Annotated in this window: 21 protein-coding genes; 7 read left to right on the top strand and 14 right to left on the bottom strand. The window is 65.9% G+C overall.

Annotated elements, in window-relative coordinates; translation table 11 throughout:
* Positions 1-8: 8 nt before the first annotated feature.
* Positions 9-1,079: a glycosyltransferase gene (locus G3580_RS02855; RefSeq protein WP_173763829.1), complete on the top strand. Its 1,071-nt coding sequence runs from the start codon at positions 9-11 to the stop codon at positions 1,077-1,079.
* 2 nt (positions 1,080-1,081) lie between these two features.
* Positions 1,082-1,852: a polysaccharide deacetylase family protein gene (locus G3580_RS02850; protein ID WP_173763828.1), complete on the top strand. Its 771-nt coding sequence runs from the start codon at positions 1,082-1,084 to the stop codon at positions 1,850-1,852.
* Here G3580_RS02850 and G3580_RS02845 read toward each other — a convergent pair whose 3' ends face one another.
* The 3 genes from G3580_RS02845 to G3580_RS02835 form a co-directional block, all read right to left on the bottom strand.
* Positions 1,853-2,056: a zf-HC2 domain-containing protein gene (locus G3580_RS02845; RefSeq protein ID WP_173763827.1), complete on the bottom strand. Its 204-nt coding sequence runs from the start codon at positions 2,054-2,056 to the stop codon at positions 1,853-1,855. It lies immediately after the preceding gene.
* A gap of 81 nt (positions 2,057-2,137) precedes the next feature.
* Positions 2,138-3,316 carry a lytic murein transglycosylase gene (locus G3580_RS02840; RefSeq protein WP_173768554.1) on the bottom strand — a complete coding sequence of 393 codons (1,179 nt, stop codon included), beginning with the start codon at positions 3,314-3,316 and terminating at the stop codon, positions 2,138-2,140.
* A gap of 115 nt (positions 3,317-3,431) precedes the next feature.
* A complete protein-coding gene (locus G3580_RS02835; protein ID WP_228720749.1) occupies positions 3,432-4,256 on the bottom strand; it encodes a DNA ligase in 825 nt (274 codons plus the stop codon).
* Positions 4,257-4,325: 69 nt separating this feature from the next.
* Between G3580_RS02835 and G3580_RS02830 the strand changes: the two genes are divergently transcribed.
* On the top strand, positions 4,326-4,763 hold the full coding sequence (locus G3580_RS02830; RefSeq protein WP_173763825.1) for a DUF2721 domain-containing protein: 438 nt from the start codon (positions 4,326-4,328) through the stop codon (positions 4,761-4,763).
* Positions 4,764-4,772: 9 nt separating this feature from the next.
* On the opposite strand, the gene G3580_RS02825 is transcribed toward G3580_RS02830, so the two are convergent.
* Positions 4,773-5,696, bottom strand: a complete 924-nt coding sequence (locus G3580_RS02825; protein WP_173763824.1) for a GGDEF domain-containing protein — start codon at positions 5,694-5,696, stop codon at positions 4,773-4,775.
* 89 nt (positions 5,697-5,785) lie between these two features.
* Positions 5,786-7,684 (bottom strand): putative bifunctional diguanylate cyclase/phosphodiesterase, encoded by a 1,899-nt coding sequence (locus G3580_RS02820; protein ID WP_407670990.1) that lies wholly within the window; start codon positions 7,682-7,684, stop codon positions 5,786-5,788.
* Between the two features lie 397 nt (positions 7,685-8,081).
* Here G3580_RS02820 and G3580_RS02815 point away from each other — a divergent pair, with 397 nt between their 5' ends.
* Entirely contained in the window at positions 8,082-8,777 is a 696-nt protein-coding gene (locus tag G3580_RS02815; protein ID WP_173763822.1) for an MgtC/SapB family protein, read from the top strand.
* Positions 8,778-8,816: 39 nt separating this feature from the next.
* Here G3580_RS02815 and G3580_RS02810 read toward each other — a convergent pair whose 3' ends face one another.
* The gene (locus tag G3580_RS02810) at positions 8,817-9,308 is read right to left on the bottom strand and encodes an ArsI/CadI family heavy metal resistance metalloenzyme (protein WP_173763821.1); all 492 of its coding nucleotides are present in this window, start codon (positions 9,306-9,308) and stop codon (positions 8,817-8,819) included.
* A gap of 158 nt (positions 9,309-9,466) precedes the next feature.
* Positions 9,467-9,979, bottom strand: coding sequence for an FxDxF family PEP-CTERM protein (locus tag G3580_RS02805; RefSeq protein ID WP_217424589.1), 513 nt, complete (start codon positions 9,977-9,979; stop codon positions 9,467-9,469).
* An 868-nt stretch (positions 9,980-10,847) separates the two neighbouring features.
* Here G3580_RS02805 and G3580_RS02800 point away from each other — a divergent pair.
* Entirely contained in the window at positions 10,848-11,288 is a 441-nt protein-coding gene (locus tag G3580_RS02800) for a c-type cytochrome (RefSeq protein ID WP_173763819.1), read from the top strand.
* 167 nt (positions 11,289-11,455) lie between these two features.
* On the opposite strand, the gene G3580_RS02795 is transcribed toward G3580_RS02800, so the two are convergent.
* Both G3580_RS02795 and polA read right to left on the bottom strand, forming a co-directional pair.
* Positions 11,456-11,932: a hypothetical protein gene (locus G3580_RS02795; RefSeq protein ID WP_173763818.1), complete on the bottom strand. Its 477-nt coding sequence runs from the start codon at positions 11,930-11,932 to the stop codon at positions 11,456-11,458.
* Between the two features lie 394 nt (positions 11,933-12,326).
* Positions 12,327-15,044, bottom strand: coding sequence for a DNA polymerase I (gene polA, locus G3580_RS02790; RefSeq protein WP_173763817.1), 2,718 nt, complete (start codon positions 15,042-15,044; stop codon positions 12,327-12,329).
* 66 nt (positions 15,045-15,110) lie between these two features.
* Between polA and G3580_RS02785 the strand changes: the two genes are divergently transcribed.
* Both G3580_RS02785 and G3580_RS02780 read left to right on the top strand, forming a co-directional pair.
* On the top strand, positions 15,111-15,836 hold the full coding sequence (locus G3580_RS02785; protein WP_173763816.1) for an LOG family protein: 726 nt from the start codon (positions 15,111-15,113) through the stop codon (positions 15,834-15,836).
* 6 nt (positions 15,837-15,842) lie between these two features.
* On the top strand, positions 15,843-16,697 hold the full coding sequence (locus tag G3580_RS02780) for a fumarylacetoacetate hydrolase family protein (protein ID WP_173763815.1): 855 nt from the start codon (positions 15,843-15,845) through the stop codon (positions 16,695-16,697).
* A gap of 16 nt (positions 16,698-16,713) precedes the next feature.
* On the opposite strand, the gene G3580_RS02775 is transcribed toward G3580_RS02780, so the two are convergent.
* The 5 genes from G3580_RS02775 to G3580_RS02755 form a co-directional block, all read right to left on the bottom strand.
* A complete protein-coding gene (locus G3580_RS02775) occupies positions 16,714-17,091 on the bottom strand; it encodes a hypothetical protein (RefSeq protein WP_173763814.1) in 378 nt (125 codons plus the stop codon).
* Positions 17,088-17,768 carry a hypothetical protein gene (locus G3580_RS02770; protein ID WP_173763813.1) on the bottom strand — a complete coding sequence of 227 codons (681 nt, stop codon included), beginning with the start codon at positions 17,766-17,768 and terminating at the stop codon, positions 17,088-17,090. Before G3580_RS02770 ends, G3580_RS02775 begins: the two co-directional genes overlap by 4 nt.
* Positions 17,755-18,627, bottom strand: a complete 873-nt coding sequence (locus G3580_RS02765) for a quinoprotein dehydrogenase-associated putative ABC transporter substrate-binding protein (protein ID WP_173763812.1) — start codon at positions 18,625-18,627, stop codon at positions 17,755-17,757. The genes G3580_RS02770 and G3580_RS02765 overlap by 14 nt, the downstream gene beginning before the upstream one ends.
* 24 nt (positions 18,628-18,651) lie before the next feature.
* Positions 18,652-19,065, bottom strand: a complete 414-nt coding sequence (locus tag G3580_RS02760) for a c-type cytochrome (RefSeq protein ID WP_173763811.1) — start codon at positions 19,063-19,065, stop codon at positions 18,652-18,654.
* 133 nt (positions 19,066-19,198) lie between these two features.
* On the bottom strand, positions 19,199-21,001 hold the full coding sequence (locus tag G3580_RS02755) for a methanol/ethanol family PQQ-dependent dehydrogenase (protein ID WP_173763810.1): 1,803 nt from the start codon (positions 20,999-21,001) through the stop codon (positions 19,199-19,201).
* Positions 21,002-21,364 lie beyond the last annotated feature (363 nt).

The raw sequence follows: 21,364 nt of genomic DNA, 5'->3' as shown, positions 1-21,364 counted from the left end.
CTGACGCGATGAAATCCCTGCACATCCTCGGCAGCAAGGAAATGGGCGGCGCCGAGCGCTGGCTGTTGCGTTTCGTCGCCGCCATGCAGCGCGCCGGCGAGGACATCGAGGTCGCCGTGCGGCGCGGCTCCGAACTGGATCGCCATCACCTCCACGATGTGCCCAAGCGCACCGCCGGCATGCGCACCGTGTGGGATCCGTTCTCGCGCTGGGAGCTGTCGCGCCTCATCGCCGACAGCGGCGCGCCCATCGTGCAGACCTACATGGGCCGCGCCACCCGCCTGACCCACGTCAAGCGCGGTCGCGGCCAGGTGCACCTGTCGCGCCTCGGCGGCTACTACAAGCTCGACCCGTTCCGCCACGCGCACGCCTGGATCGGCAACACCCGTGGCCTGTGCGACTGGATGATCGCCGGCGGCCTGCCCGCCGATCGGGTGTTTCACATCACCAACTTCGCCGACCCGGCCAAACCGGCCGACCCCGAGGCGCTGGAAGTGCTGCGCCGGGAACTGGCCGTGCAGCCGGAAGACTGGCTCATGGTCACCGCGGGGCGCCTGATCGACGTGAAAGGCCACGCCACCCTCATCGAGGCCATGCGCCAGCTACCCGCGGAACTCGACGGCAAGCGCCTGCGCCTGATCCTCCTGGGCGACGGGCCACTGCGCGAAACCCTGGAACGCCAGGTGGCCGAAGCGGGCCTGACCAGCCGCGTCCATTTCGCCGGCTGGCAGCAGGACCCCGCGCCCTGGTTCCATCTGGCCGACATGGTGGTGTTCCCCTCGCGCGACCGCGAGACCCTCGGCAACGTGATCCTCGAAGCCTGGGCCTACGGCAAGCCGCTGGCGTGCACCGCGTTCCGCGGCGCGCGCGAGATCGCCCGCCACGGCGAGGATGCTCTGGTGAGCCCCTGCGACGACGCCGCTCCCCTGGCCGCGCACATGCGCGAAATCATCGACAACCCGGCGCTCCAGCGCCAGCTGATCGAACATGGCCTGCGGCGCATCGAGCACGACTTTGGCGAGCGCGTGATCATCGATCAATATCGTGCGCTCTACGCCCAATTGCTGGACAATCGCTAGCCATGAGTACCGGCATCAACATCCTCATGTACCACCAGGTGGGCGACTTCGCGCCGATGAAGGCGCATCGCTCCACCTACTGTCACCACAAGCGCTTCGCCCGCCAGATGGCCTATCTCGCGCGCTTCGGCTACACCGTCCTGTCCATGGACCAGGTGCTGGCCTGCCTGAGTGGAGCGCAGCCGATTCCGCCACGGGCAGTGGCGCTGACCTTCGACGACGGTTACGAGAATTTCTACGAATACGCCTGGCCCGTCCTGCAGCGCCATGGCTTCCCGGCCATGGTGTATCTGATCGCCGACCTGCTCGGCAAGCCATCCTACTGGTTCGCATCCGACGGCCGCGACACCCCGCTGCTGATGAGTCCGGAGCGGATTCGCCAGTTGCGCGCCGAGGGCGTGGACTTCGGCTCCCACTCGGCCTCCCATGCCAAGCTCGCCACTCTCGAGACGCCCGCCATCCATGAGGAAGTGACGCGCTCGAAGGCGATTCTGGAAGACGTGCTGGGCGAGGCGGTCAATCACTTCTGCTACCCGTTCGGCAGCCACGACCGCCGCGCGGTCGACGCGGTGGCCGCCGCCGGCTACACCTGCGCCACCACCTGCGTGCGCGCCCCGGCCACGCCGGCGGACGATCCGCTCACCCTGCCGCGCAAGGCGATCTCTTACGGCGACAACCTGATCGGCTACTTCTGGCGCCTGCACATGAAGAACAACCCCAAGCGCGAGATGATCCGGCGCGACGGCTACACCTTCGCCGACGCGACCGCCTGATCACGCCGGATCGTCGTCCGGCGGCGGGGTCTCGCCACGCCGGTAGCGCCCCAGCGCGGCGTGCATGAAGCGGAGCTGGCGTTCAAAGCGGGCGCAGCCGGTGCACACGAGCAGATGCGTGCGCAGCGCCAGGCGCTCGCGCACGCTCAGGATTCGATCGAACTGGGCGGACACCAGACGGGTGGCATCCTTGCAGCGGAGCATGGGGGGGACACTCTCCGGTCGGGCCTCCAACACCCCTTGGACGCCCCCGCGACCCGGAACCTTACATCCGCACGCTTGCGGTCACTGCTTGGCGCGCAAGGCCTTGAGGATCTTCATGCCGGCGCGGCCATTCACTTCGAACCCCAGGCGCGCCTGCTCGGCCTCGATGGCCGCCCGGGTGCGGCTGCCGATGACGCCGTCCACCTCGCCGACATCATGCCCCCGGTCGATCAGCAATTGCTGCAGTTCGCGCCGCTCCTTGCGCGCGATGCCCGGGTCGTCCGTGGGCCAGGGCGTCACGAACGGGCCGCCGCCGCGCAGGCGGTCGGACAGGTGCGCGATGGCCAGGGCGTAGCTCTCGGCCGCGTTGTAGCTGTAGATCGCGTTGAAGTTGCGGAACACCAGGAAGGCCGGCCCCTCGGCGCCCGCCGGCAGCAGCACCGCGGCGGTGTCGTCGATGGCCTCGAGCGCGCTGCCATCGATCCGCCGCAGGCCCATCGCCGCCCACGCGCTCACCGATCGGCGCGCCTTGCGCCCGGCGATCGAGGCATCGAAACCGGCGGGCAGACGGATCTCGTAGCCCCAGCCCTCGCCACTGCGCCAGCCGGCCTGCTTGAGATAGTTGGCGGTGGAGGCCAGCGCGTCGGGCACGCTGTCGATCAGGTCGCGACGCCCGTCGCCGTCGAAATCGACCGCGGTGCGCATGAAGGTGGAGGGCATGAACTGGGTGTGGCCGAAGGCGCCCGCCCAGGAACCGGTCAGGCGCTCCGGGGCCATGTGGCCGGCCGCGAGGATCTTCAGGGTGGTGAAGAACTCGCCGCGGAAATAGCCTTGCCGGCGCCCCTCGCACGACAGCGTGGCCAGCGAGGTGACCAGCGGCCGCTTGCCGAAGTTGCGCCCGTAGTTGCTCTCCACGCCCCATACCGCCACCACCACGTGGCGATCCACGCCGTAAGTGGCCTCGACCCGGTCGAGCACCTCGCGCCACTGGGCGAGCATGGCCCGGCCGTCGGCGATGCGCTCCTCGTCCACCAGCGCCGCCATGTAGTCCCAGATGGGGGTGACGAACTCGGGCTGGTAGTCGAGCGCCTCGAGCACGCTCGGATCGGGCGCCACCCCGGCGGTGAAGCGGTCGAAGGCCGCCACACTCACCCCCTGGTCCGGCGCCTGGGCGCGCAGCTGTTCGAGGCAGTGGTCGAAATCGTCGTCGGCCCACGCCGGGACGGCCATCAGGAGCGCCAACGCGCACAGGGGAATCATGGGTTTCATGGCAGGTATTCTAGCCGGATCGACCGCCACACCGAGCGATGTCGCCGGATCGCGACATGCCCTCGGCGCCGCGTCGACGGCTCGCCATCATGGCTGCCCCCTCCCTTCAGAGCGGCTCACGCACCCGCAGGAAGCTGGCGAAGCGCGGCAGGCCGGTGGCGGTCAGGCCGTGGTAGCGGAAGGTGACCTGGGTGCCGAGGGGCGGCGGATGGCGGCGCTGCGCGTCGGTGAAACCGGTGCCCAGGCGCAGGTGGCGCCCGTCGGCAAGGCGGATCTCGAGCGCCCCGAGCATGCCGGCCAGGCGCCCCTGGCCGGGGAGCTGGGCCACCACGATGCCTTCGGCGTCCTGCCAGGGCTTGAGCTTGAGCAGCACGTCGCTGCGTCCGGTGAGGTACGGCGCATCGGCCCGGTGCAGCATCAATCCCTCGCCGCCCTGGTCGATCACCGCTGCCAGCCAGGCCGCCAGCGCCGCACGGTCGGCGATCCGGCGCTGTTCGACCACGCGCAGCCATGGGCAGTGAGCTGCCCCGACCACCGCGCGCATGGCCGCGACCCGTGCGGAGAAATCCCCCGGCGCGCCCGGCAGTTCGAAGATCATGTAGCGCACCCGGCGCCAGTCGGCATCCACCGGCACCGCGGTGCGCACGATGCCCGACAGCTCGGCGAAGCGCCCGCGCCCCAGCCACAGCTCGCCATCGAGGGCCTGCGGCGGCAGGGCGGCGACGAACCAGCGCGGCGCCGGCACCACATGGCCACTGCGAAAGCGCAGCTGCCTGCCGTCCCAGAGCGCACGCACGCCGTCGAGCTTCTCGCTGACCCAGTACGGGGCCGGATCGACATCGGCCACCGCCTCACGGGCGAGCAGGACGGGCGGCGGCGGCGTCTGCGCCAGCACCGGCGACAGCCCGGCGCCCACCCACAAAGCAAACATGATTAATGCCATTCGCATGAACGCGAGTATAGCGCCCGATCCGGTCGCCGTCGCGCTATGCTGTCGACCATGCCCGAGCATCTGACCGATCTCTCTCATGCCATCCAGCTGGCCGTCGCGCCGGTGTTCCTGCTCACCGCGCTGGCCACGCTCATCAACGCGCTCAACGGGCGCCTGGCCCGGGTGGTCGATCGGCGTCGGGTGATCCGCAAGCGCCTGCAGGAGCAGGCAGCGCCGGCGCAGGTCGAGGCGCTCGAACGCGAGCTGGATCTGCTCTCCCGGCGCGGCACCCACATCTACCAGGCCATTTTCTGCCAGGTGCTCAGCGCGCTGCTGGTGTGCCTGGTGGTGGCCGGTGCCTTCGTGGGCACGATGGTCCGCATCGACGCCACCCACGCCATCGCCACCCTGTTCATCCTCGCCATGCTGTCGATGATCGCGGGGCTCGGGCTGTTCCTGCGCGAGGTGTACATCGCGGTCAGCCAGCCGACCCACTGGGAGCCGTGAGGCCCGCCCTCAGGCGTTGACGATGCGGTTGCGCCCGCCCTCCTTGGCGGCGTAGAGACGGCGGTCGACCCGTTCGAGGAAGTCGACCGCGTCGTCGTCATGGGCCGGCACGATGGTGCCCACCCCCAGGCTGGCCGTCAGCAGCTGGCTGATCGGCGAGGCGGCATGGGGAATCTGCGCCTTGAAGATCATGTGGATGCAGCGCTCGGCCACCGTCATCGCGGAATTGGCATCGGTCTCCGGCAGGATCAGCGCGAACTCTTCGCCACCGAAGCGGGCCAGCGCGTCGCGCGAGCGTTTCGCCGCCGCATTGAGCAGCTGCGCCACCTGGCGCAGGCAGGCGTCGCCCTGCACGTGGCCGTATGCGTCGTTGTACTGCTTGAAGTAGTCGATATCGATGAGGATCACCGACAGGGGTTGGCCGTTGCGCCGCGCGCTGACCCACTCGGCTTCGAGGATGGAATCGAACATGCGCCGGTTGGACACGCCGGTCAGCCCGTCCTTGAACGACAGCGACTCCAGCTCCTTCTGCAGGGCGAGCAGCTTCTGCTCAGTCTGCTTGCGCTCGGTGATGTCGAACATGAAGCCGATCAGTGACTCCACCTCGCCCGCCGGGTTGCGCACCACGTGCACCACATCGCGGATCCACACGTGCTCGCCGTCGCGGGTCAGGGCCCGGTAGTCCGCTTCATGGTCGACGCCCGACTGCGACTGGGCGACGCAGAAGTTCACGATCGAATCGCGTTCGTCCGGATGAATGCGGGCGGCCCAGTCTTCCACCGACTTCCAGCTGTCCTGCGGCCAGCCGAGCAGCGACTCGATCTGGGGGCCGATGTAGGAGAACCTGAGCGTCTTCCAGTCGATCTGCCAGGGAATGGCCTTGGTGGACTCGAGAAGCGTCTTGTAGATCGTGCTGTCGCCGTCGGGAATCATGGGCTCGTGTTCGTGTCGAGGATTGGCAAGACCTCGAGCATACCGCCTGCGCCCGCCCGGCGGGGGCGGGGTGACGACATCCCCGCCGTCTACCCCTTGACCACACGCAGACTGGCCCCCGACGGCGGACGCGCCGAGAGGCAGCGGGCCTCGAAGTCCGCCGCCGGCATGGGGGCACCGAACAGGTAGCCCTGCCCGGATTCGCAGCCGAGTCGCCACAATGCGTCACGCTGCGCATCGCGCTCGATGCCTTCGGCCACCACGTCCATGCCGAAGGCGGTCGCCATCGCCACCATCGCCCGCAGGATCGCCGCCGACCGCGCCTGACCCGGGGCATCGGCGGTGGCCACGAAGCTGCGATCGATCTTGAGCGTATCGAAGGCCTGCACGCCCAGGTACGCCAACGAAGAATAGCCGGTCCCGAAATCGTCCAGCGCCAGCCGCACCCCGCGCGAACGCAGCATGCGCAACGCCTCCAGCGCGGCCCCCTCGGGGTGGAGAAACACCGATTCGGTGACTTCCAGCTCCAGCAGGGAATTGGGCAGGCCACGCCGCGCCAGGGCGTCGAGCAGCAGCGGGGCGAAGCCGGGCTGCGCCAGCTGGATGGCGGAAACGTTGATGGCGACCCGTGGCACCTTGAGCCCCGCGCTACGCCAGGCCAGCATCTGATCGAGCGCGGCGTCGGCCACCCACTGGCCGATGGGCACGATCAGCCCGCAGCTCTCGGCCACCGGGATGAACCGGTCCGGCGGAATCTGGCGCCCCTCGGCGTCGCGCCAGCGCAGCAGCGCCTCGCAGCCCATCAGGCTCGAATCGCCGAGACGCATCTTGGGCTGGAAGTGCAGCGCCAGCTCGCCGCGCGCGACGGCCTGGCGCAGGCCGGCCTCGATGTTGACGCGCTCGCGCACCGCGTCGTTCATCGCATGGGTATAGAAGCGTGCCAGATTGCCGCCCGCGTGCTTGGCTTCGTACATCGCCGTATCGGCATTGCGCAACAGGGTCGGCACGTCCTGGGCGTCGTCGGGGAACACACTCACCCCGATGCTGGCGCTCATGCACAGCTCGATACCGTTGACGTGAATCGGCTTGTGCACCGCCTGCAGCACCTTGTCGAGCACCGGCGCGGCGCCGGCCGAGTCGGTGATCTCGGGCAGCACGATGATGAACTCGTCGCCGCCCTGACGTACCAGGGTATCGGAGGCGCGCACGTTGGCGCGCAGGCGCCGCGCCAGTTCGACCAGCAGAAGGTCGCCCACCTCATGGCCATGGACGTCGTTCACATCCTTGAAACGGTCGATGTCGATGAACAGCACCGCGATGCGCCCCTGCCCGCGCCGGCGCACCCGCTCGATGGCAAGATTGAGGCGGTCGAACAGCAGCGCCCGGTTGGCCAGGCCGGTCAGCTGGTCGTGGTAGGCCAGGGTGCGGATGCGTTCCTCGGTCTGGCGCCGGGCGGTGATGTCGGTCACCGAGCCGGCCATGAGCACCGCCCGGCCGCGGTGGTTGCGCACCGCCTCGCCGCGCGAGGCGATCCAGCGGTAGCTGCCGTCCTTCGCACGCACGCGATACTCGTGGTAGAAGTGCGGCGTTTCGCCCTTGAGGTGTTGCGCGACGCCCCGGTTGTAGCCGCCGCGGTCGTCCGGATGCACCAGGTGCAGCCACACATGGGTGTCGGCGATGAAGTTGTCCGAATAGCCGAGAATTTCAAGCAGGCGGTCGCCCACCCACAGGCGCTTGGTGACCGGATTCCACCACCACAGGCCATCGTGCGCACCGCGCATGGCCAGCTTGTGGGCACGGAAGGTGGCGCGCAGGTCGGCCAGCTCGATCCACGCCAGCCCCAGCACCACGGCCATCGCCACCGCCGCCGCCCACGCCCACGGCCCTGAGGCCCGTTCGATCGCGAGCACCAGCGCGCCGGCCGCCAACAGCCCTGTCACCGCCAGCGCACCGCGTCGCCAGTGCAAGCGCCTTGCCAATCCGTGCATACGCTCTCCTCGTATTCACCGGTGGGAGGACCGCCGCCGCGCCTTCGGCGTGTAGGCGTCGACCTGAGTGTCACGCTTGCCGTAACTTAAGGGGCAAGTTCAGAAAATTCAAAGACCTGCCTTTGGTCGGCCGACGAAAGGCGGCGGCGTCGCAACGGCGCCGGGACGCACCCGGTCCGCGCACCGGGCCGGCTCGTGGCCCAGTCACCACCGGTGCGCTTCATCGTACGGACGCCCTGACACGGCGAACCCCTGCGGCGCGACGCGTTCAAACACCCCACGGAGCTGCGTGCCCGGCGCCAGCGCCCGTCATACGAACAAGAAGGGGCGTTCGCCACGCCTGAGCCCCGCCACGCCCAGGTACGGACATCGCAGCGACCCCACCGCGGAGGATGTCATGCCCGTCACCACCGACAATCTGGAAATGTGTTTTCGCCTCGTGGCCGCCATGCTCGCCGGCGCACTCATCGGCTACGAACGCTCCTACCACGGCCGCCCCGCCGGCTTCCGCACCCACGCGCTGGTGTGCACCGCCTCCAGCCTGCTGATGCTGGTCACGGTCTTCGAGGCCCACTGGGTGCGCAGCGACATCGACATGGTGCGCCTCGACCCGACCCGCATGGCGCAGGGCATCATGACCGGCATCGGCTTCCTCGGTGCCGGCGTCATCGTCAAGGAAGGCCTCTCGGTGCGCGGACTCACCACCGCCGCCTCGATCTGGATCACCGCCGCCATCGGCATCCTCGCCGGCATTGGCTTCTACTTTCCGCTCGCGGTGTCGGTGCTCCTCACCCTCGGCCTGCTGTCCCTGTTCCGCTGGATCGAGTCGCACATGCCGAGCCAGAACTACTACCACTTCGAGGTACGCTTCGAGCGCAGCTCCGACATGACCGAGCTGACCTTGCGACATCTCATCGAAACCTTCGATTTCAGCATCGCCAATTTCAGCTACCGGCTCGACAGCGACAAACAACTGCGCCGCCACAGCATGATCTTGCGCACCACCGACAACAACAGCGCCTCCAAGCTTGCCGAAACGCTGCAGGCCAACGACGCCGTGATCGACTACCGGATCTCGCCGACCGGGGACTGAAGCCATCCTGGCCTGGCGCCCCCAGGCGTCGGCGGATCCTTATCCGCAGCACCCCGACTTCGGCGCGGACTCGGCGGGCGCCGGTGCGCAACAGCCCGCTGCCGCGGCCGGAGCTTCCGGCACGCAGCACGCCCCCGCCGCGGACACGCTGTCATCACCGAAGGTGACCGACGTGCCCAGGGTCGTGAAATGCTCCCAGGCCAGGCCCTGTGGATCGGTCACCCAGTGCTTCTCGCTCTTGGCGTAACAGCAGACGGTCTCGCCCTGATCCAGGACCGCACCGGCAGAGGCGGCCCCGGCCTGCGCCTTGAGCTCCGCCAACCCCTCCGCGGTTTCCGCCTGCATGCCGAAATGGTTCACCCCGGGCGCGTGCCCGCGCGCCGAGATGGCGAAATTCACTCGGGGATCGTCCAGCATCCACTTGGCGTAGTCCGCCTCCTGTTTGCTCGGCGGCAGACCGAAGAGCTGGGTGTAGAACGCGATATTCGCGTCGAGGTCGTCGACGGCGAGGTGCACGTGGAAGCGTTTCATGTTGACGGTCCTTGGGGATGGATCGATTCGATACACCCATCCTACCTGCGGCGGATGACATTGCGTCAATCCGAGCGACACGTCCGGGCGGTTCGAGGCAAAAAACAACGGGGCCGAAGCCCCGTTGATCCGTCCGGCAAACGCTTGCCGCGTCGGCCTTAGCTGGAGCGTCGCTTCACGATCAGCCCCATCAGGCCAAGCCCCGCGAGCAGCATGGCATAGCTTTGCGGCTCGGGTACCGCCGCGACGGTCGCGGTGTAGGCGTAGGACGACGGGCTCGGCCCGGTGGCCGTCCCTTGGACCTTGAAGTAATAGGCCCCCTCGGCCAGCGGACCGCCACCGGTCACATAGTCTCCGGACCCGATCAGTGCGTAGAACGAATCGTCCGCCGACTCGCCAGCCACACCGTTGTCGATGTACAGCGCTGCCGTCAGCCCGTCGATGTTCGAACCGTCGACCTTGGGTTGGTCCGAAATGGTCCCCAGCCCATACCACATGTCATAGGCCGGGCTGGACAGCGAGAACATCAGGAAATCGGTAAACGCTCCCGGGGTGTGCTCGATGAATCCCTCCGCAAAATAGGTCCCGCCGGGCGCCGCCCCGACATCGCCGAAATCCTTTTCCAGCGCATGCGCGCTCGTCGCCAACAGCGCCAGACCGACCGACGCCATCCATGGTCTCATCCTCATCGTAAATCTCCTGAGTCAAATCCTCGGTTACCCAATACGAACAGTCCTTCCAGTCGTCGGGGGCAGGTACATCCTCAACAAGCACCGCAACGCAACATCCGTCGTCGGCAATCAAACTCACCGAAACACACGCTGCCAAATCAAAACGCGGCGACACCCCCGAAGACCCATGGATTTATGAGACTTTTTCGATCCAAGCGCAAGCACGCAGACACACTCGCTTACGTGTTTTACATATTCCAAACGGATGTTGCTATGCGGCGACACGCCACGCCCCGTACGATCACAGGGGATCCGGCGCCCCACGCACCAGCTTGGGGCACATCGGCGACGGCCGTCGGCAAAACAACCGGAAACATGTCCACTGCATGACACCGAACAGCCCGAAAATATGACGAACGGCTCCCCGCCTGACAACAAGCCACTCGCTACGGCGATGGCGCGGCGGGCGATGGAAGCGCCAGATCGACGATTCGCCAGAACGGCGCAGGAACCCGTTGGCACGCCCCTAAAGGACCCGAGTCCGGCGAGCCACCATGCCTCCGTGACAGCCCAGATGCAGACATGCGGCGAATGGCGCTTGGCTCGTCCGCCCGCCAAGGCATGGCGCTTCGTAGCCCGGCCGAGCGCAGCGACGCCGGGTTCCGCATCGCCAGCACGGCACGGCATCCCCCGGCGTCAGGCTGGCGACCGTCGGCCGGGCTAGGCGTGCGGGTTCATCGGGAGTTGATCATCGGCAATTTTGTCGTCGAGCCCGGTGCTACATTGAACTCGCGGCATTGCGGGTGTGGAGCGCCGAACGTGGCGTCACGCACGTCCGGCGGGTGCCGTTCGACAATGGAGAAGGGAAATGAAAAACGGCAAAAGAACGTTCTACGCGTGGCTTGTGTTGTTGCTCTTCCAAGGTGGAACGAGTCTGGCAATCAGTGCAGAAGTGCCTGACATCGGCCAGACCGAGTACATGAACAAATGCGCTGTTTGTCATGGCGCATCGGGGAAGGGAGACGGTGGCGCGGTCGATCTGCTGAAGGTGGCCCCAGCCGACCTCACCGTCCTGTCTAAAAACAATGGAGGCGTCTTTCCGGTGGACCGGGTCTATCAGGTCATCGATGGTCGCCAGGTCGTGAGGGGCCACGGCAGTCGCGACATGCCCATCTGGGGCAACATGTACAAGAAGGAAAGCGCGGAAGCGGGGGCATATTTCTTCGAAATGCCCTACACGATGGACATGTATGCACGCGTGCGCATCCTGGCCTTGATCGACTACCTGAGTCGAATCCAGTCTAAGTGAGTGGTTTCGATGGCCGCCGGACACGGCGGCCGTTTGCATTCAGCTTCGTAGCCCGGCCGAGCGTAGCGACGCCGAGGTCAGCGTCGTCAGCTCGGCATGGTATCCCCGGCATCAGGCCTGCGGCCTTCGGCCGGGCTACGCTTGCTTCGCTTCTCCGCCCTACGGCCCTAGCGTGTGGGATATGCGTTGTGTTTGTCGCAAAAGGCATGAGCACTCTGCGAGCCCAGCGCCGACAGAAGTACAAAGGGAGGCCCAACGCGGTGTATGCCTTCAATTGCAAAAGTTTCGTCAATCACCCTCTCGCTAGCATATAGATCGTTGAAACATGGAAGCTCATTGGGACTGGATGCCCTCACAATCGCAGGATGCGACTTCAGCAGATTCCCCACTTCAGGAAGCGCAATTTCTTCTTTCTGGCTTGTATTCACGATCAAAACAGTCTCAAGCCAAGAAATACGGAGATTGGAAACGATGACTCGCTCACTCGGAAACGAAACGCTGAGATGCGAGATCGGCCATGCAAATCTCAATGCGTTCGGCGCGTCGTAAAGGGCAAAATACAACTCATACTGCCCTCTCTCTGGCAATCGCCTTTCAAGAATCGAAGAATAAATGGAATGGTCTATCCCTTTGAAGCTCGACATCTCATTAGGCATAGTCCGAACGTAGTTCAAATGCGTTTTTATCAACCAACAGAACTCCAGCTCGCCGAGAAAGACGTCTTGATTTCTGCCCGACGGCCTTAGCAAATACTCACTCAAATTCCCTGCCACACTATCGAGATAAGACAGCTCGCTATTACAGCGTTTACATACATCTTTTACAACTGGTTGCCCAGCGTGACTAACATCGCGCGATATATTGCACGCTCGCGGTTCCGCCATAAGTTTTTGCCGAACCACTCGAGACATTAAATGCTCTCGGCTAAGCTTTGAACCAGAAGCTCCCCTACAGTAGACACACTCATTAGTCATCGTTTCATATCAGCCCAATCTGAATTGGCGGGCACAGTTGAATCCGGTGTGAGAATTCACGCTCCTAATGCGCCTCATCCCAATTCACCCCGTCCCCCACCTCCGCCACCAGCGGCACGTCGAGTTTCGCCACCCCGGCCATGAGCCTGGGCAACTGTTCGCGCACCGTCGCCAACTCGGCGTCCGGCACCTCCAGCACCAGTTCGTCATGCACCTGCAGGATGAGCTTTGACTTGAGCTGTTCCTGCTTCAGCCAGGCCGACACGGCGATCATGGCCTTCTTGATGAGGTCGGCGGCGGTGCCTTGCATGGGGGCGTTGATGGCGGCGCGCTCGGCGGCCTGCCGGCGGCCGGCCTGGCGGGCGTGAATGTCGGGCAGGTGCAGGCGGCGGCCGAAGACGGTTTCCACGTAACCTTTGTCGGCAGCTTCGGCGCGGGTGCGGGCCATGTAGTCGGCGACGCCGGGGTAGCGGGCGAAGTAGCGGTCGATGTAGCTGGCGGCGGCAGACCGTTCGATGCCCAGGTTCTTGGCCAGGCCATGGGCGCTCATGCCGTAGATGAGACCGAAGTTGATGACTTTGGCGTAGCGGCGTTGCTCCTTGTCCACCTCCAGTGGGGTGACGCCGAAGATTTCGGCGGCGGTGGCGCGGTGCACGTCTTCGCCCTCGGCGAAGGCCTGCAGCAGGCGCTTGTCGCCGGACAGGTGGGCCATGATGCGCAGCTCGATCTGCGAATAGTCGGCGCTGACGATGCGGTGGCCCTTGGGCGCGATGAAGGCGGCGCGGATGCGGCGGCCCTCTTCGGTGCGGATGGGGATGTTCTGCAGGTTGGGGTCGGAGCTGGCCAGACGCCCGGTGACCGCGACGGCCTGTGAGAAGCTGGTGTGCACCCGGCCGGTCTTCGGATTCACCATCAGCGGCAGTTTGTCGGCGTAGGTGTTCTTGAGCTTGGCCAGGCCGCGGTAGTCGAGCAGGCACTTGGGCAGCGGGTAGTCCTCGGCGAGCTTCTGCAGCACTTCCTCGTCGGTGGACGGCTGGCCGGTGGCGGTCTTCTTGACCACGGGCAGTTCGAGCTTGCCGAACAGGATCTCGCCGAGCTGTTTGGGCGAATTGAGGTTGAAAGGCTGGCCGGCGAGCTTGTGGGCCTCGGTTTCGAGCTCGGCCATGCGCCGTCCCAGTTCCTGGCTGTGCTGGGCGAGGAGGAAGTCGTCGATGAGCACGCCGTTGCGCTCCATCTCGAACAGCACCGCCATGGCGGGCAGCTCGACTTCTTTGTACAACGCGCGCAGGCGCTCTTCCCTGGCCAGTTGTTTCTCGAAGCATTGCTGCAGGCGCAGGGTGATGTCCGCGTCCTCGGCGGCGTATTCGCTCGCCTGTTCCAGCGCCACCTCGTTGAAGCCGATCTGCTTGGCGCCCTTGCCGCAGATGGCGGTGTAGGGGATGGTCTCCAGCCCCAGGTGGCGGCGGGCCAGGCTGTCCATGTCGTGGGATTTGTCGGACTCGATCACGTAGGAGGCCAGCAGGGTGTCGTCGGCGATGCCGCCGAGCGTCACGTCGTAGTTGGCCAGCACATGCATGTCGTATTTGAGGTTCTGGCCGACCTTCTTGTACCGGTCGCTTTCCAGCCAGGGCTTGAGCGCGGCGAGCACGGCGTCGATGCCGAGCTGCTCGGGCGCGCCGGCGTAGGTGTGGGCGACGGGCACGTAGGCCGCGCCGCCGTCGGGGACGGCGAAAGAGAGGCCCACCAGGGTGGCGGCCATGGGGTCGAGGCTGGTGGTTTCGGTGTCGAAGGCGGCGATGGGCGCCGCTTCGAGCCGGGCGATCCAGGCGTCGAGGGCGTCGCGCGTGAGCACCGTGTCGTAGCCGCCGCTGCGGTGACTGGCCGGGTCGGCGGGCGGGTCCTCCCCGGCCGCCGCCTCCACCGCCTTGGGGTTGTCGCCCGACTGCACTTCACGCAGCCAGGTCTTGAATTCCAGGTGGCTGAACAGGTCGATGAGCTTGTCGCGGTCCTGCTCGCGCGGGGCGAGGTCCGCCGGCCCGACGCCCAGGTCGAGATCGGTGGCCACGGTCACCAGCTTCCTGCCCAGGGGCAGGAAGTCCAGGTGCTTGCGCAGGTTCTCCCCCACCTTGCCGCCGATCTCGTCGGCATGGGCGACGATCTCGTCGAGCGAGCCGAACTGGGTGAGCCATTTGACCGCGGTCTTGGGGCCGCATTTCTCGACGCCGGGAATGTTGTCCACGGTGTCGCCCACCAGCGCCAGGTAGTCGATGATGCGCTCGGGCGGCACGCCGAATTTCTCTTCGACGCCGGCCGGGTCGAGCACCTCGTTGCTCATGGTGTTCACCCAGCGCACACGCTCGTCGACTAGCTGGGTGAGGTCCTTGTCGCCGGTGGAGATGACCACGTCCATGCCGGCCGCGCTGGCCTGGCGCGCGAGGGTGCCGATGACGTCGTCGGCCTCGACGCCATCGACCATCAGCAGCGGCCAGCCGCGCGCGACGATGGCCTCATGCAGGGGCGCGATCTGGACCGCCAGATCCTCGGGCATCGGCGGGCGGTGCGACTTGTACTCGGGGAACCACTCGTCGCGGAAGGTCTTGCCCTTGGCATCGAACACGCAGGCGCGGTAGTCGGCTTGGACGTCGGCATCGAGCCGACGTAACATGTTCAGGACACCATAGACCGCACCGGTCGGCTCGCCCGCGGCATTGCGCAGGTCGGGCATGGCATGGAAGGCGCGGAACAGATAACTCGATCCATCAACGAGCAGAAGTGTGGGCATGGAGATGTCACCGGCAGAGGTTGTCGGAGGGCGAACCCGCCGCCTGCGCACGCAACACGAGGCCACATGACCGCGAAGGACAAACTCCCCGACGACCTGCCCAATGCCACGGTGCCGCAGTACAACGCGCGCGAGTCCTGGCGAATCTTCGGGATTATGTCAGAGTTCGTGGAGGCGACCGAACGGCTCAACGCGATCCGCCCCGCCGTCTCCGTGTTCGGCAGCGCGCGCACGGCGCCGGACCATCCCTACTACGTGCTCGCCGAGCAGATCTCGCGCAAGCTGTCGGACGCGGGCTTTTCGGTCATCTCCGGCGGCGGCCCGGGCATCATGGAGGCGGCCAACAAGGGCGCCTACTTCGGCAAGAGTCCGTCGATCGGGCTCAACATCCAGCTGCCCCACGAGCAGGCCGCCAACCCCTACCAGGACATCTCCCAGACCTTCCAGCACTTCTTCGCGCGCAAGTTCATGTTCGTGAAGTTCGCCGCCGCCTACGTGGTCCTGCCCGGCGGCTACGGCACCCTGGACGAGGTGACCGAAGCGCTGACGCTGATCCAGACCGGCAAGAGCCGCAAGATTCCGCTCATCCTGGTGCACCGGCCGTTCTGGGAAGGGCTGGTGGACTGGTTCAAGGAGCGCCTCGTGAGCGAACGCATGATCCATCCGGAAGATCTGGACATCATGCACCTGATCGACGACCCCGACGAGGTGGTCGAGGCCATCTTCAAACACTATGAGACCCGTGGCTTCCTGCCCCTGCCGGAAGAGCACGAGCTCATGCTCAATCTGTAGATCGCCATGAAACTGATGCGCGTGGGCCCGCCGGGCCAGGAAACCCCCGCCCTGCTCGACGCGCAGGGCACCCTCCGCGACCTGTCCGCGGTGGTCGACGACATCACCCCGGAGGTGCTCTCACCGGCCGGCCTGGCGCAGTTGCATGCCCTCGATCCGGCCGGCCTGCCAGTCGTTTCCGGCACACCGCGCCCGGGGGTGCCATGGACCGGTTGCGGCAAGTTCGTGGCCATCGGGCTGAACTATCACGACCACGCCGTCGAATCGAACCTGCCGGTCCCCGACGAGCCGGTCATGTTCCCCAAATGGACCAGTTGCCTGTCAGGGCCGAACGACGACATCGTGCCGCCGGCGGACTTTCGCAAGCTCGACTGGGAGGTGGAGCTGGGCATGGTCATCGGCGCCCGAGCCCGTCAGGTGAGCGAGGCGGACGCCCTGCATCACGTGGCCGGTTACTGCGTGGCCAACGACGTGTCCGAGCGCTGGTACCAGATCGAGCGTTCCGGTGGACAGTGGGGCAAGGGCAAGGGTTTCGACACTTTCGGTCCGGTCGGCCCCTGGCTGGTGACCGCCGACGAAGTCCCCGATCCGCAGGCGCTGAACCTGTGGCTGTCGGTCAACGGCGAGCGCATGCAGACGGGCAACAGCCGCCACATGATCTTCTCCTGCGCCCAGCTGGTGAGTTACTGCAGCCACATGATGACGCTCGAGCCGGGCGATCTGATCATCACCGGCACGCCGCCAGGCGTGGGCATGGGGCGCACGCCGCCACGCTTCCTGAATATTGGCGACGTGGTCGAACTGGGCATCGACGGCCTGGGGACGCAACGACAGCAGGTGGTCGCGCCGACGAAGCGCTGAATGCGCGTGCCCCGCTTCAACCGCGCGGCGGCATGAAACAGGCCTTGCGCGCCTCGTTCTCCACGCCGTGGAACTGCCGGGCCACCTGACGTCCGCCCCGCAGGTCGCGCATCACCTCGCCGCGCTCGCCACCGATGGTGAGGGCATTGGCGACCGTCGATTCATTGACGAACTCGTCGTAACTGAGCCGCTGGGCGATCTGGTCGATCACGCAGCTGCACTTGTAGAGATATTCACGGCTGGCCTTGGGCGCATCGCGCATGCAGTCGACGACGTACTCCACGCGGCTCACGGTCGGATAGTCATGCCCTGTGCCGGCGGCGCCGGCCATGGCGGCCAGCGCCCCGGCCATCACGCCCACGGCGCATCTGAGGATGAACGGGTGCGGTTTCATGAGCCTCCCACGTCAAGCGTCAGCGAAGTTTCCTCGAGGACGGTGCCATCCGCTGCCGGCACGGTGCTCCGCAGGTCGAACACCCCACCGGGCACGGCGGGGCTCAGAATGAACTCGTAGAACTTGTGCGCCTGGTCCTTCATGCGGCCCGCCTCGGGCAGATCACGGAAGGGTTCGATACGCACCCGGGTACCGTCATGAGCAACGCCGCCAAACGAGAAGCGCACCGGCTCCACCTTCGCGGCGTCGGCCAGCGCCATGCGGATGTGGCGGCGGAAGTAGTTGGTCGACCCACCCAGTTCCGCATGCATGCGACGCACGTCGTATTCGAGGAAGTAGAGCACGACCGGGTTGGCCTTGGCCGCATCGATCGTCGGCAGCTGCAGCTGCCGCTCACCGCTGAGGAAGCGAGCCGAGACCCGGAAGCCGGCCTTGCCGTCGCCCTTGACGGACAGGTCGGCGCTGTCGCGCACCGGTGGCGCACTGCCCTCGTGCAGCACATAGGCGTAGTGCAGGGTCGCCGGCGCATGCATGTCGGCCAGATGCGGCGACATGAAGATCGCCCGCTCCGCCTGCGACGGACCGGCGCCGGCCCGCACCACGAGACTGAACAGCGCCAGGAACACCATCAGCAGCGGGCGCCGCAGGCATCGGCCGATCGGCTCAGCGCGCCGCATTGCCGGCCTCCTCGAGCGGCAGCGTGGGCACCTGGTATTCGGCCAGGATCGCCGCGATCTGGTCGCGATGCCGGTCGATCAGCGCCTCGATCTGCGCGCGCCAGGCATCCTCGCCGCGGCGCACGCCCATGGCCATGGCGTAATCGAAACGTACGCCGGGTTCGGAGTTGAGCGGAACCACGCGCCATTTGCCCTCACCCACACCGCGAGCCAGATGACCGGCGATCGGCCCCCACACGACGGCCGCGGCGATCTTGCCGTCCTTCAGGTCCGTCGCCACCAGGTCGGCCGGCGTCACGTCGGGGTTGGGATGCATGCTGCGGTAGGGCACGCCGGCGTCCACCAGATGGTGGTGCGACAACCAGGCGGACCCGGGCGAGCGGTCGAAGACGCCGATGCGCACCTGATTCTTGCGCACCGCATCGTTGTGCAGGAACTGATCTTCGGTGGTGACCTCAGCCAGCGCCCCCCGGGGCGGAAACACCAATGCCCAGGTGGACCGGTAATAGGGTTTGGTCGAAGCCACCTGCCCCCAGCCGGCAGGCACGCCCATGACCACATCGCAGGGGTAGTCTTCACCCGGCACCTTGTTGCGCAAGGTGTTGCGGATGAAGCCGAGCCGCTGCGGGAAGGTGAAATCCTTCACCGGCACGCCGAGATCCTCGGCGAACAGCGCCGCGATGCGATCCTCGAAGCCCTCTCCCGCGGTGTTGGAGAACGGCAGGTTGTTGCCATCCTTGCAGACCCGGAAGGCCTTGCGATCCATGTCGCCCGCGGCGGCAGCCACGACCGGCAGGCTCAGCGCGATCGCGACGGCGAGACACCGTCGTGCAGCGCCAGCAATGCGACTGATCTTCATGTCGGTCCCCCGCGCTCGTGATCCTTACTTGTCCTTGTCCATCCGGTGGACACGGGCCTTGGTGATCTTGCCGTCCGACCGCCCCTTGAGATAGGCATACAGGGCATCGAGGTTCTCGACCACCTTCTTGTTGGTGCTCCAGTTGGGCATGCCCTTCTCGAGGCGTCCCTCGAGCACCGTGGTCTTGAACTCTTCGTAGGTAAGCACCTTGAGGCTGTCGATCAGCGACGGCCCGACCATGCCCTCCTGATTGGCACCATGACAGCGGGCACAGGCCGCCGCGCGCCAGGTTTTGAAGCCCTCGTAGGTATGCGCATCCACCTTGTCGCCATCGACCACCGTGTACAGCGGCTTTTTGTTGTCGTCGCTCAGGGCGGTCGCCGGCAGCGCGGCCACGATGGTTCCGATGGCAAGCAAGGGCACGAGGTATCGTTTCATGGTGTCTCTCTCCGGTCTTGTTCGAGTGTTGTCGTCAGGTTGGATTGCTGGTGCAGCCCCGCCGGGCGGCAGGGCTGCGGGTTGAAAGAGGGCCGGCACCGGCAGGAGGAATCCAGTGCCGGCAAGCCGCCCTTTAGGGGATGGCAAAAACGGTGAGCGAGCCACCGAGGTTTGTGTATTTCTGCAGATCGCGATAACCGCCCACGGCGCCGAGGCCCTCGCTGTCCTTCTCGAGGCCCGCAGCCATGCCGATACCGGCCCAGCCGCCAATACCCGAATACACGCCGACATACTGCTTGCCCTTGTGCTCATAGGTAAAGACATTGCCGATGATGCCGGACGGGGTCTTGAACTTCCACAGCTCCTTGCCGTCCTTGAGGCTTACGGCCTTGAGGTAGCCTTCGAGCGTTCCGTAGAAGACCACATCGCCCGCCGTGGTGAGCGCACCGCTCCAGACCGAGAACTTCTCCGGCTTGGACCAGACGATCTTGCCCTTGCCCGCATCCCAGGCGATGAAGTTGCCCATGCCGCCATGGCTGTTCGGTGCCGGATACATGGCCAGGGTGGCACCCACATACGGCTGGCCGGCGGTGTAGTCGACCTCGTACGGCTCGTAGTCCATGCACACGTGGTTGGTCGGCACGTAGAACAGGCCGGTCTTCGGATCGAAGGCGGCCGGCTGCTGGTCCTTGGAACCGAGCGCCGCCGGGCAGATGCCCTTGCTGTTCACGTCCGGGCCATTGTGCTGCGTGGAGTACTTGGCCACGACCTCGGGACGACCGGTCTTCATGTCCACATGCGTGGCCCAGTTGACCGCCGGGTCGTACTTCTCGGCCACCAGCAGCGCGCCGTTGGTGCGATCGAGCGTGTACCCGAAGCCGTTGCGGTCGAAGTGCACCAGCGCCTTGGTCGGCTTGCCCTTGACGTTGATGTCGGCAAGGATCATCTCGTTGACACCGTCGTAGTCCCACTCGTCGTGCGGCGTCATCTGGTAGATCCACTTCACCTTGCCGGTATCGAGGTCACGCGCCCAGATACTCATCGACCACTTGTTGTCACCCGGCCGCTGGGCGGGGTTCCAGGTACTCGGGTTGCCGCTCCCGTAGTAGAGCAGGTTCAGATCCTTGTCGTAGCTGTACCACCCCCAGGTGGTGCCGCCACCGATCTTCCACTGATCGCCCTGCCAGGTCTTCAGCGACGAATCCTTGCCCACCGGCGCCAGCTTGCCGTCGGTCCACGTCATGGTCTTTTCCGGATCCATCAGCATCTCGTCATCCGGACCGGTGCTGTAGCCACGCCACACCTGCTTGCCGGTCTTGATGTCGTAGGCGGTGATGTAGCCACGCACGCCCCACTCGCCGCCGGAGATACCGGTGATGACCTTGTCTCCGAACACGTGCGGCGCATTGGTGTTCACCGCGCCGAGCTTGGGATCGCCGTTGACCACCGACCAGACGACCTTGCCGGTCTTGGCATCGAGCGCCTCGAGCACGGAGTCGGCCCGCTGCAGGAAGACCTTGCCGTCGCCATAGGCCAGGCCCCGGTTCACGGTGTCGCAACACATCTGCGCAATCACCGCGTCGTCCTGCTTGGGCGTGTGTTTCCAGACGATCTCCTGCGTGTTCAGATCGACCGCGAACACGTTGTTGGGAAACGCCGAGTGGATGTACATCATGTCGCCGATGACCAGCGGAGAGCCCTCGTGACCGCGCAACACCCCGGTCGAGAAGGTCCAGGCCACCTGCAATTTGTTCACGTTGCCTGCGTTGATTTGTTTAAGGGTGCTGTACCGGTGGTTCTGGTTGTCACCCGCCTGTGCGGCCCAGTTGCTCGGATCCTTCATGGCCTTGTCCAGATCTGCATCGGCATAGGCCATTCCGGCGGCAAACAGACATGCGATCGAGACCGCGAGTTTCTGCTTCAGCCCAACCTTCATTCAATGTCTCCTTGTTTTTTATGCAAGCCCCCGAACGTGGCACCAGAGTCCACCCGTCCGCCGGCAATGCCGTCAAATCCGCTCGCGGCGCGAAGCGGCAACGGCACATCGGGAGGCCACGTTTCACACCTCCGCACTGCCGAAGTGCAAGTCACGTGCCACCACGGACACGCCCCCCGCCGACGCGATACGCACCGCGGCCGGAAGGGCGATGAAACAAGGGATTTCACCCGCCAGCCGGCATGACTTGCGAGCATGGACATGGGCGTGGCGGCGGGTCGCGTGCCGCAGGTCATCCCGGTGCTGACACACCCGGCGTGACACAGTGCGCCGGCACTGCAACAGCCTGACCAGAACATCACG

The organism is Nitrogeniibacter mangrovi (assembly GCF_010983895.1).
Classification (GTDB): Bacteria; Pseudomonadota; Gammaproteobacteria; order Burkholderiales; family Rhodocyclaceae; genus Nitrogeniibacter; species Nitrogeniibacter mangrovi.
The sequence above is the reverse complement of the archived record's forward strand: the minus strand, read 5'-3'. Positions and strand labels throughout refer to the sequence as shown.

Coding starts and splice junctions, on each gene's coding strand:
- G3580_RS02845 (WP_173763827.1), bottom strand. CDS start 2,056: ATGCTCCGCTGCAAGGATGCCACCCGTCTGGTGTCCGCCCAGTTCGAT.
- G3580_RS02825 (WP_173763824.1), bottom strand. CDS start 5,696: ATGATTCCCGACGGCGACAGCACGATCTACAAGACGCTTCTCGAGTCC.
- G3580_RS02765 (WP_173763812.1), bottom strand. CDS start 18,627: ATGAAGATCAGTCGCATTGCTGGCGCTGCACGACGGTGTCTCGCCGTC.
- G3580_RS02835 (WP_228720749.1), bottom strand. CDS start 4,256: ATGTTTGCTTTGTGGGTGGGCGCCGGGCTGTCGCCGGTGCTGGCGCAG.
- G3580_RS02795 (WP_173763818.1), bottom strand. CDS start 11,932: ATGTCGAGCTTCAAAGGGATAGACCATTCCATTTATTCTTCGATTCTT.
- G3580_RS02755 (WP_173763810.1), bottom strand. CDS start 21,001: ATGAAGGTTGGGCTGAAGCAGAAACTCGCGGTCTCGATCGCATGTCTG.
- G3580_RS02805 (WP_217424589.1), bottom strand. CDS start 9,979: ATGGCGTCGGTCGGTCTGGCGCTGTTGGCGACGAGCGCGCATGCGCTG.
- G3580_RS02855 (WP_173763829.1), top strand. CDS start 9: ATGAAATCCCTGCACATCCTCGGCAGCAAGGAAATGGGCGGCGCCGAG.
- G3580_RS02760 (WP_173763811.1), bottom strand. CDS start 19,065: ATGAAACGATACCTCGTGCCCTTGCTTGCCATCGGAACCATCGTGGCC.
- G3580_RS02820 (WP_407670990.1), bottom strand. CDS start 7,684: ATGCACGGATTGGCAAGGCGCTTGCACTGGCGACGCGGTGCGCTGGCG.
- G3580_RS02770 (WP_173763813.1), bottom strand. CDS start 17,768: ATGCGGCGCGCTGAGCCGATCGGCCGATGCCTGCGGCGCCCGCTGCTG.
- G3580_RS02810 (WP_173763821.1), bottom strand. CDS start 9,308: ATGAAACGCTTCCACGTGCACCTCGCCGTCGACGACCTCGACGCGAAT.
- polA (WP_173763817.1), bottom strand. CDS start 15,044: ATGCCCACACTTCTGCTCGTTGATGGATCGAGTTATCTGTTCCGCGCC.
- G3580_RS02800 (WP_173763819.1), top strand. CDS start 10,848: ATGAAAAACGGCAAAAGAACGTTCTACGCGTGGCTTGTGTTGTTGCTC.
- G3580_RS02850 (WP_173763828.1), top strand. CDS start 1,082: ATGAGTACCGGCATCAACATCCTCATGTACCACCAGGTGGGCGACTTC.
- G3580_RS02840 (WP_173768554.1), bottom strand. CDS start 3,316: ATGATTCCCCTGTGCGCGTTGGCGCTCCTGATGGCCGTCCCGGCGTGG.
- G3580_RS02775 (WP_173763814.1), bottom strand. CDS start 17,091: ATGAAACCGCACCCGTTCATCCTCAGATGCGCCGTGGGCGTGATGGCC.
- G3580_RS02785 (WP_173763816.1), top strand. CDS start 15,111: ATGACCGCGAAGGACAAACTCCCCGACGACCTGCCCAATGCCACGGTG.
- G3580_RS02830 (WP_173763825.1), top strand. CDS start 4,326: ATGCCCGAGCATCTGACCGATCTCTCTCATGCCATCCAGCTGGCCGTC.
- G3580_RS02815 (WP_173763822.1), top strand. CDS start 8,082: ATGCCCGTCACCACCGACAATCTGGAAATGTGTTTTCGCCTCGTGGCC.
- G3580_RS02780 (WP_173763815.1), top strand. CDS start 15,843: ATGAAACTGATGCGCGTGGGCCCGCCGGGCCAGGAAACCCCCGCCCTG.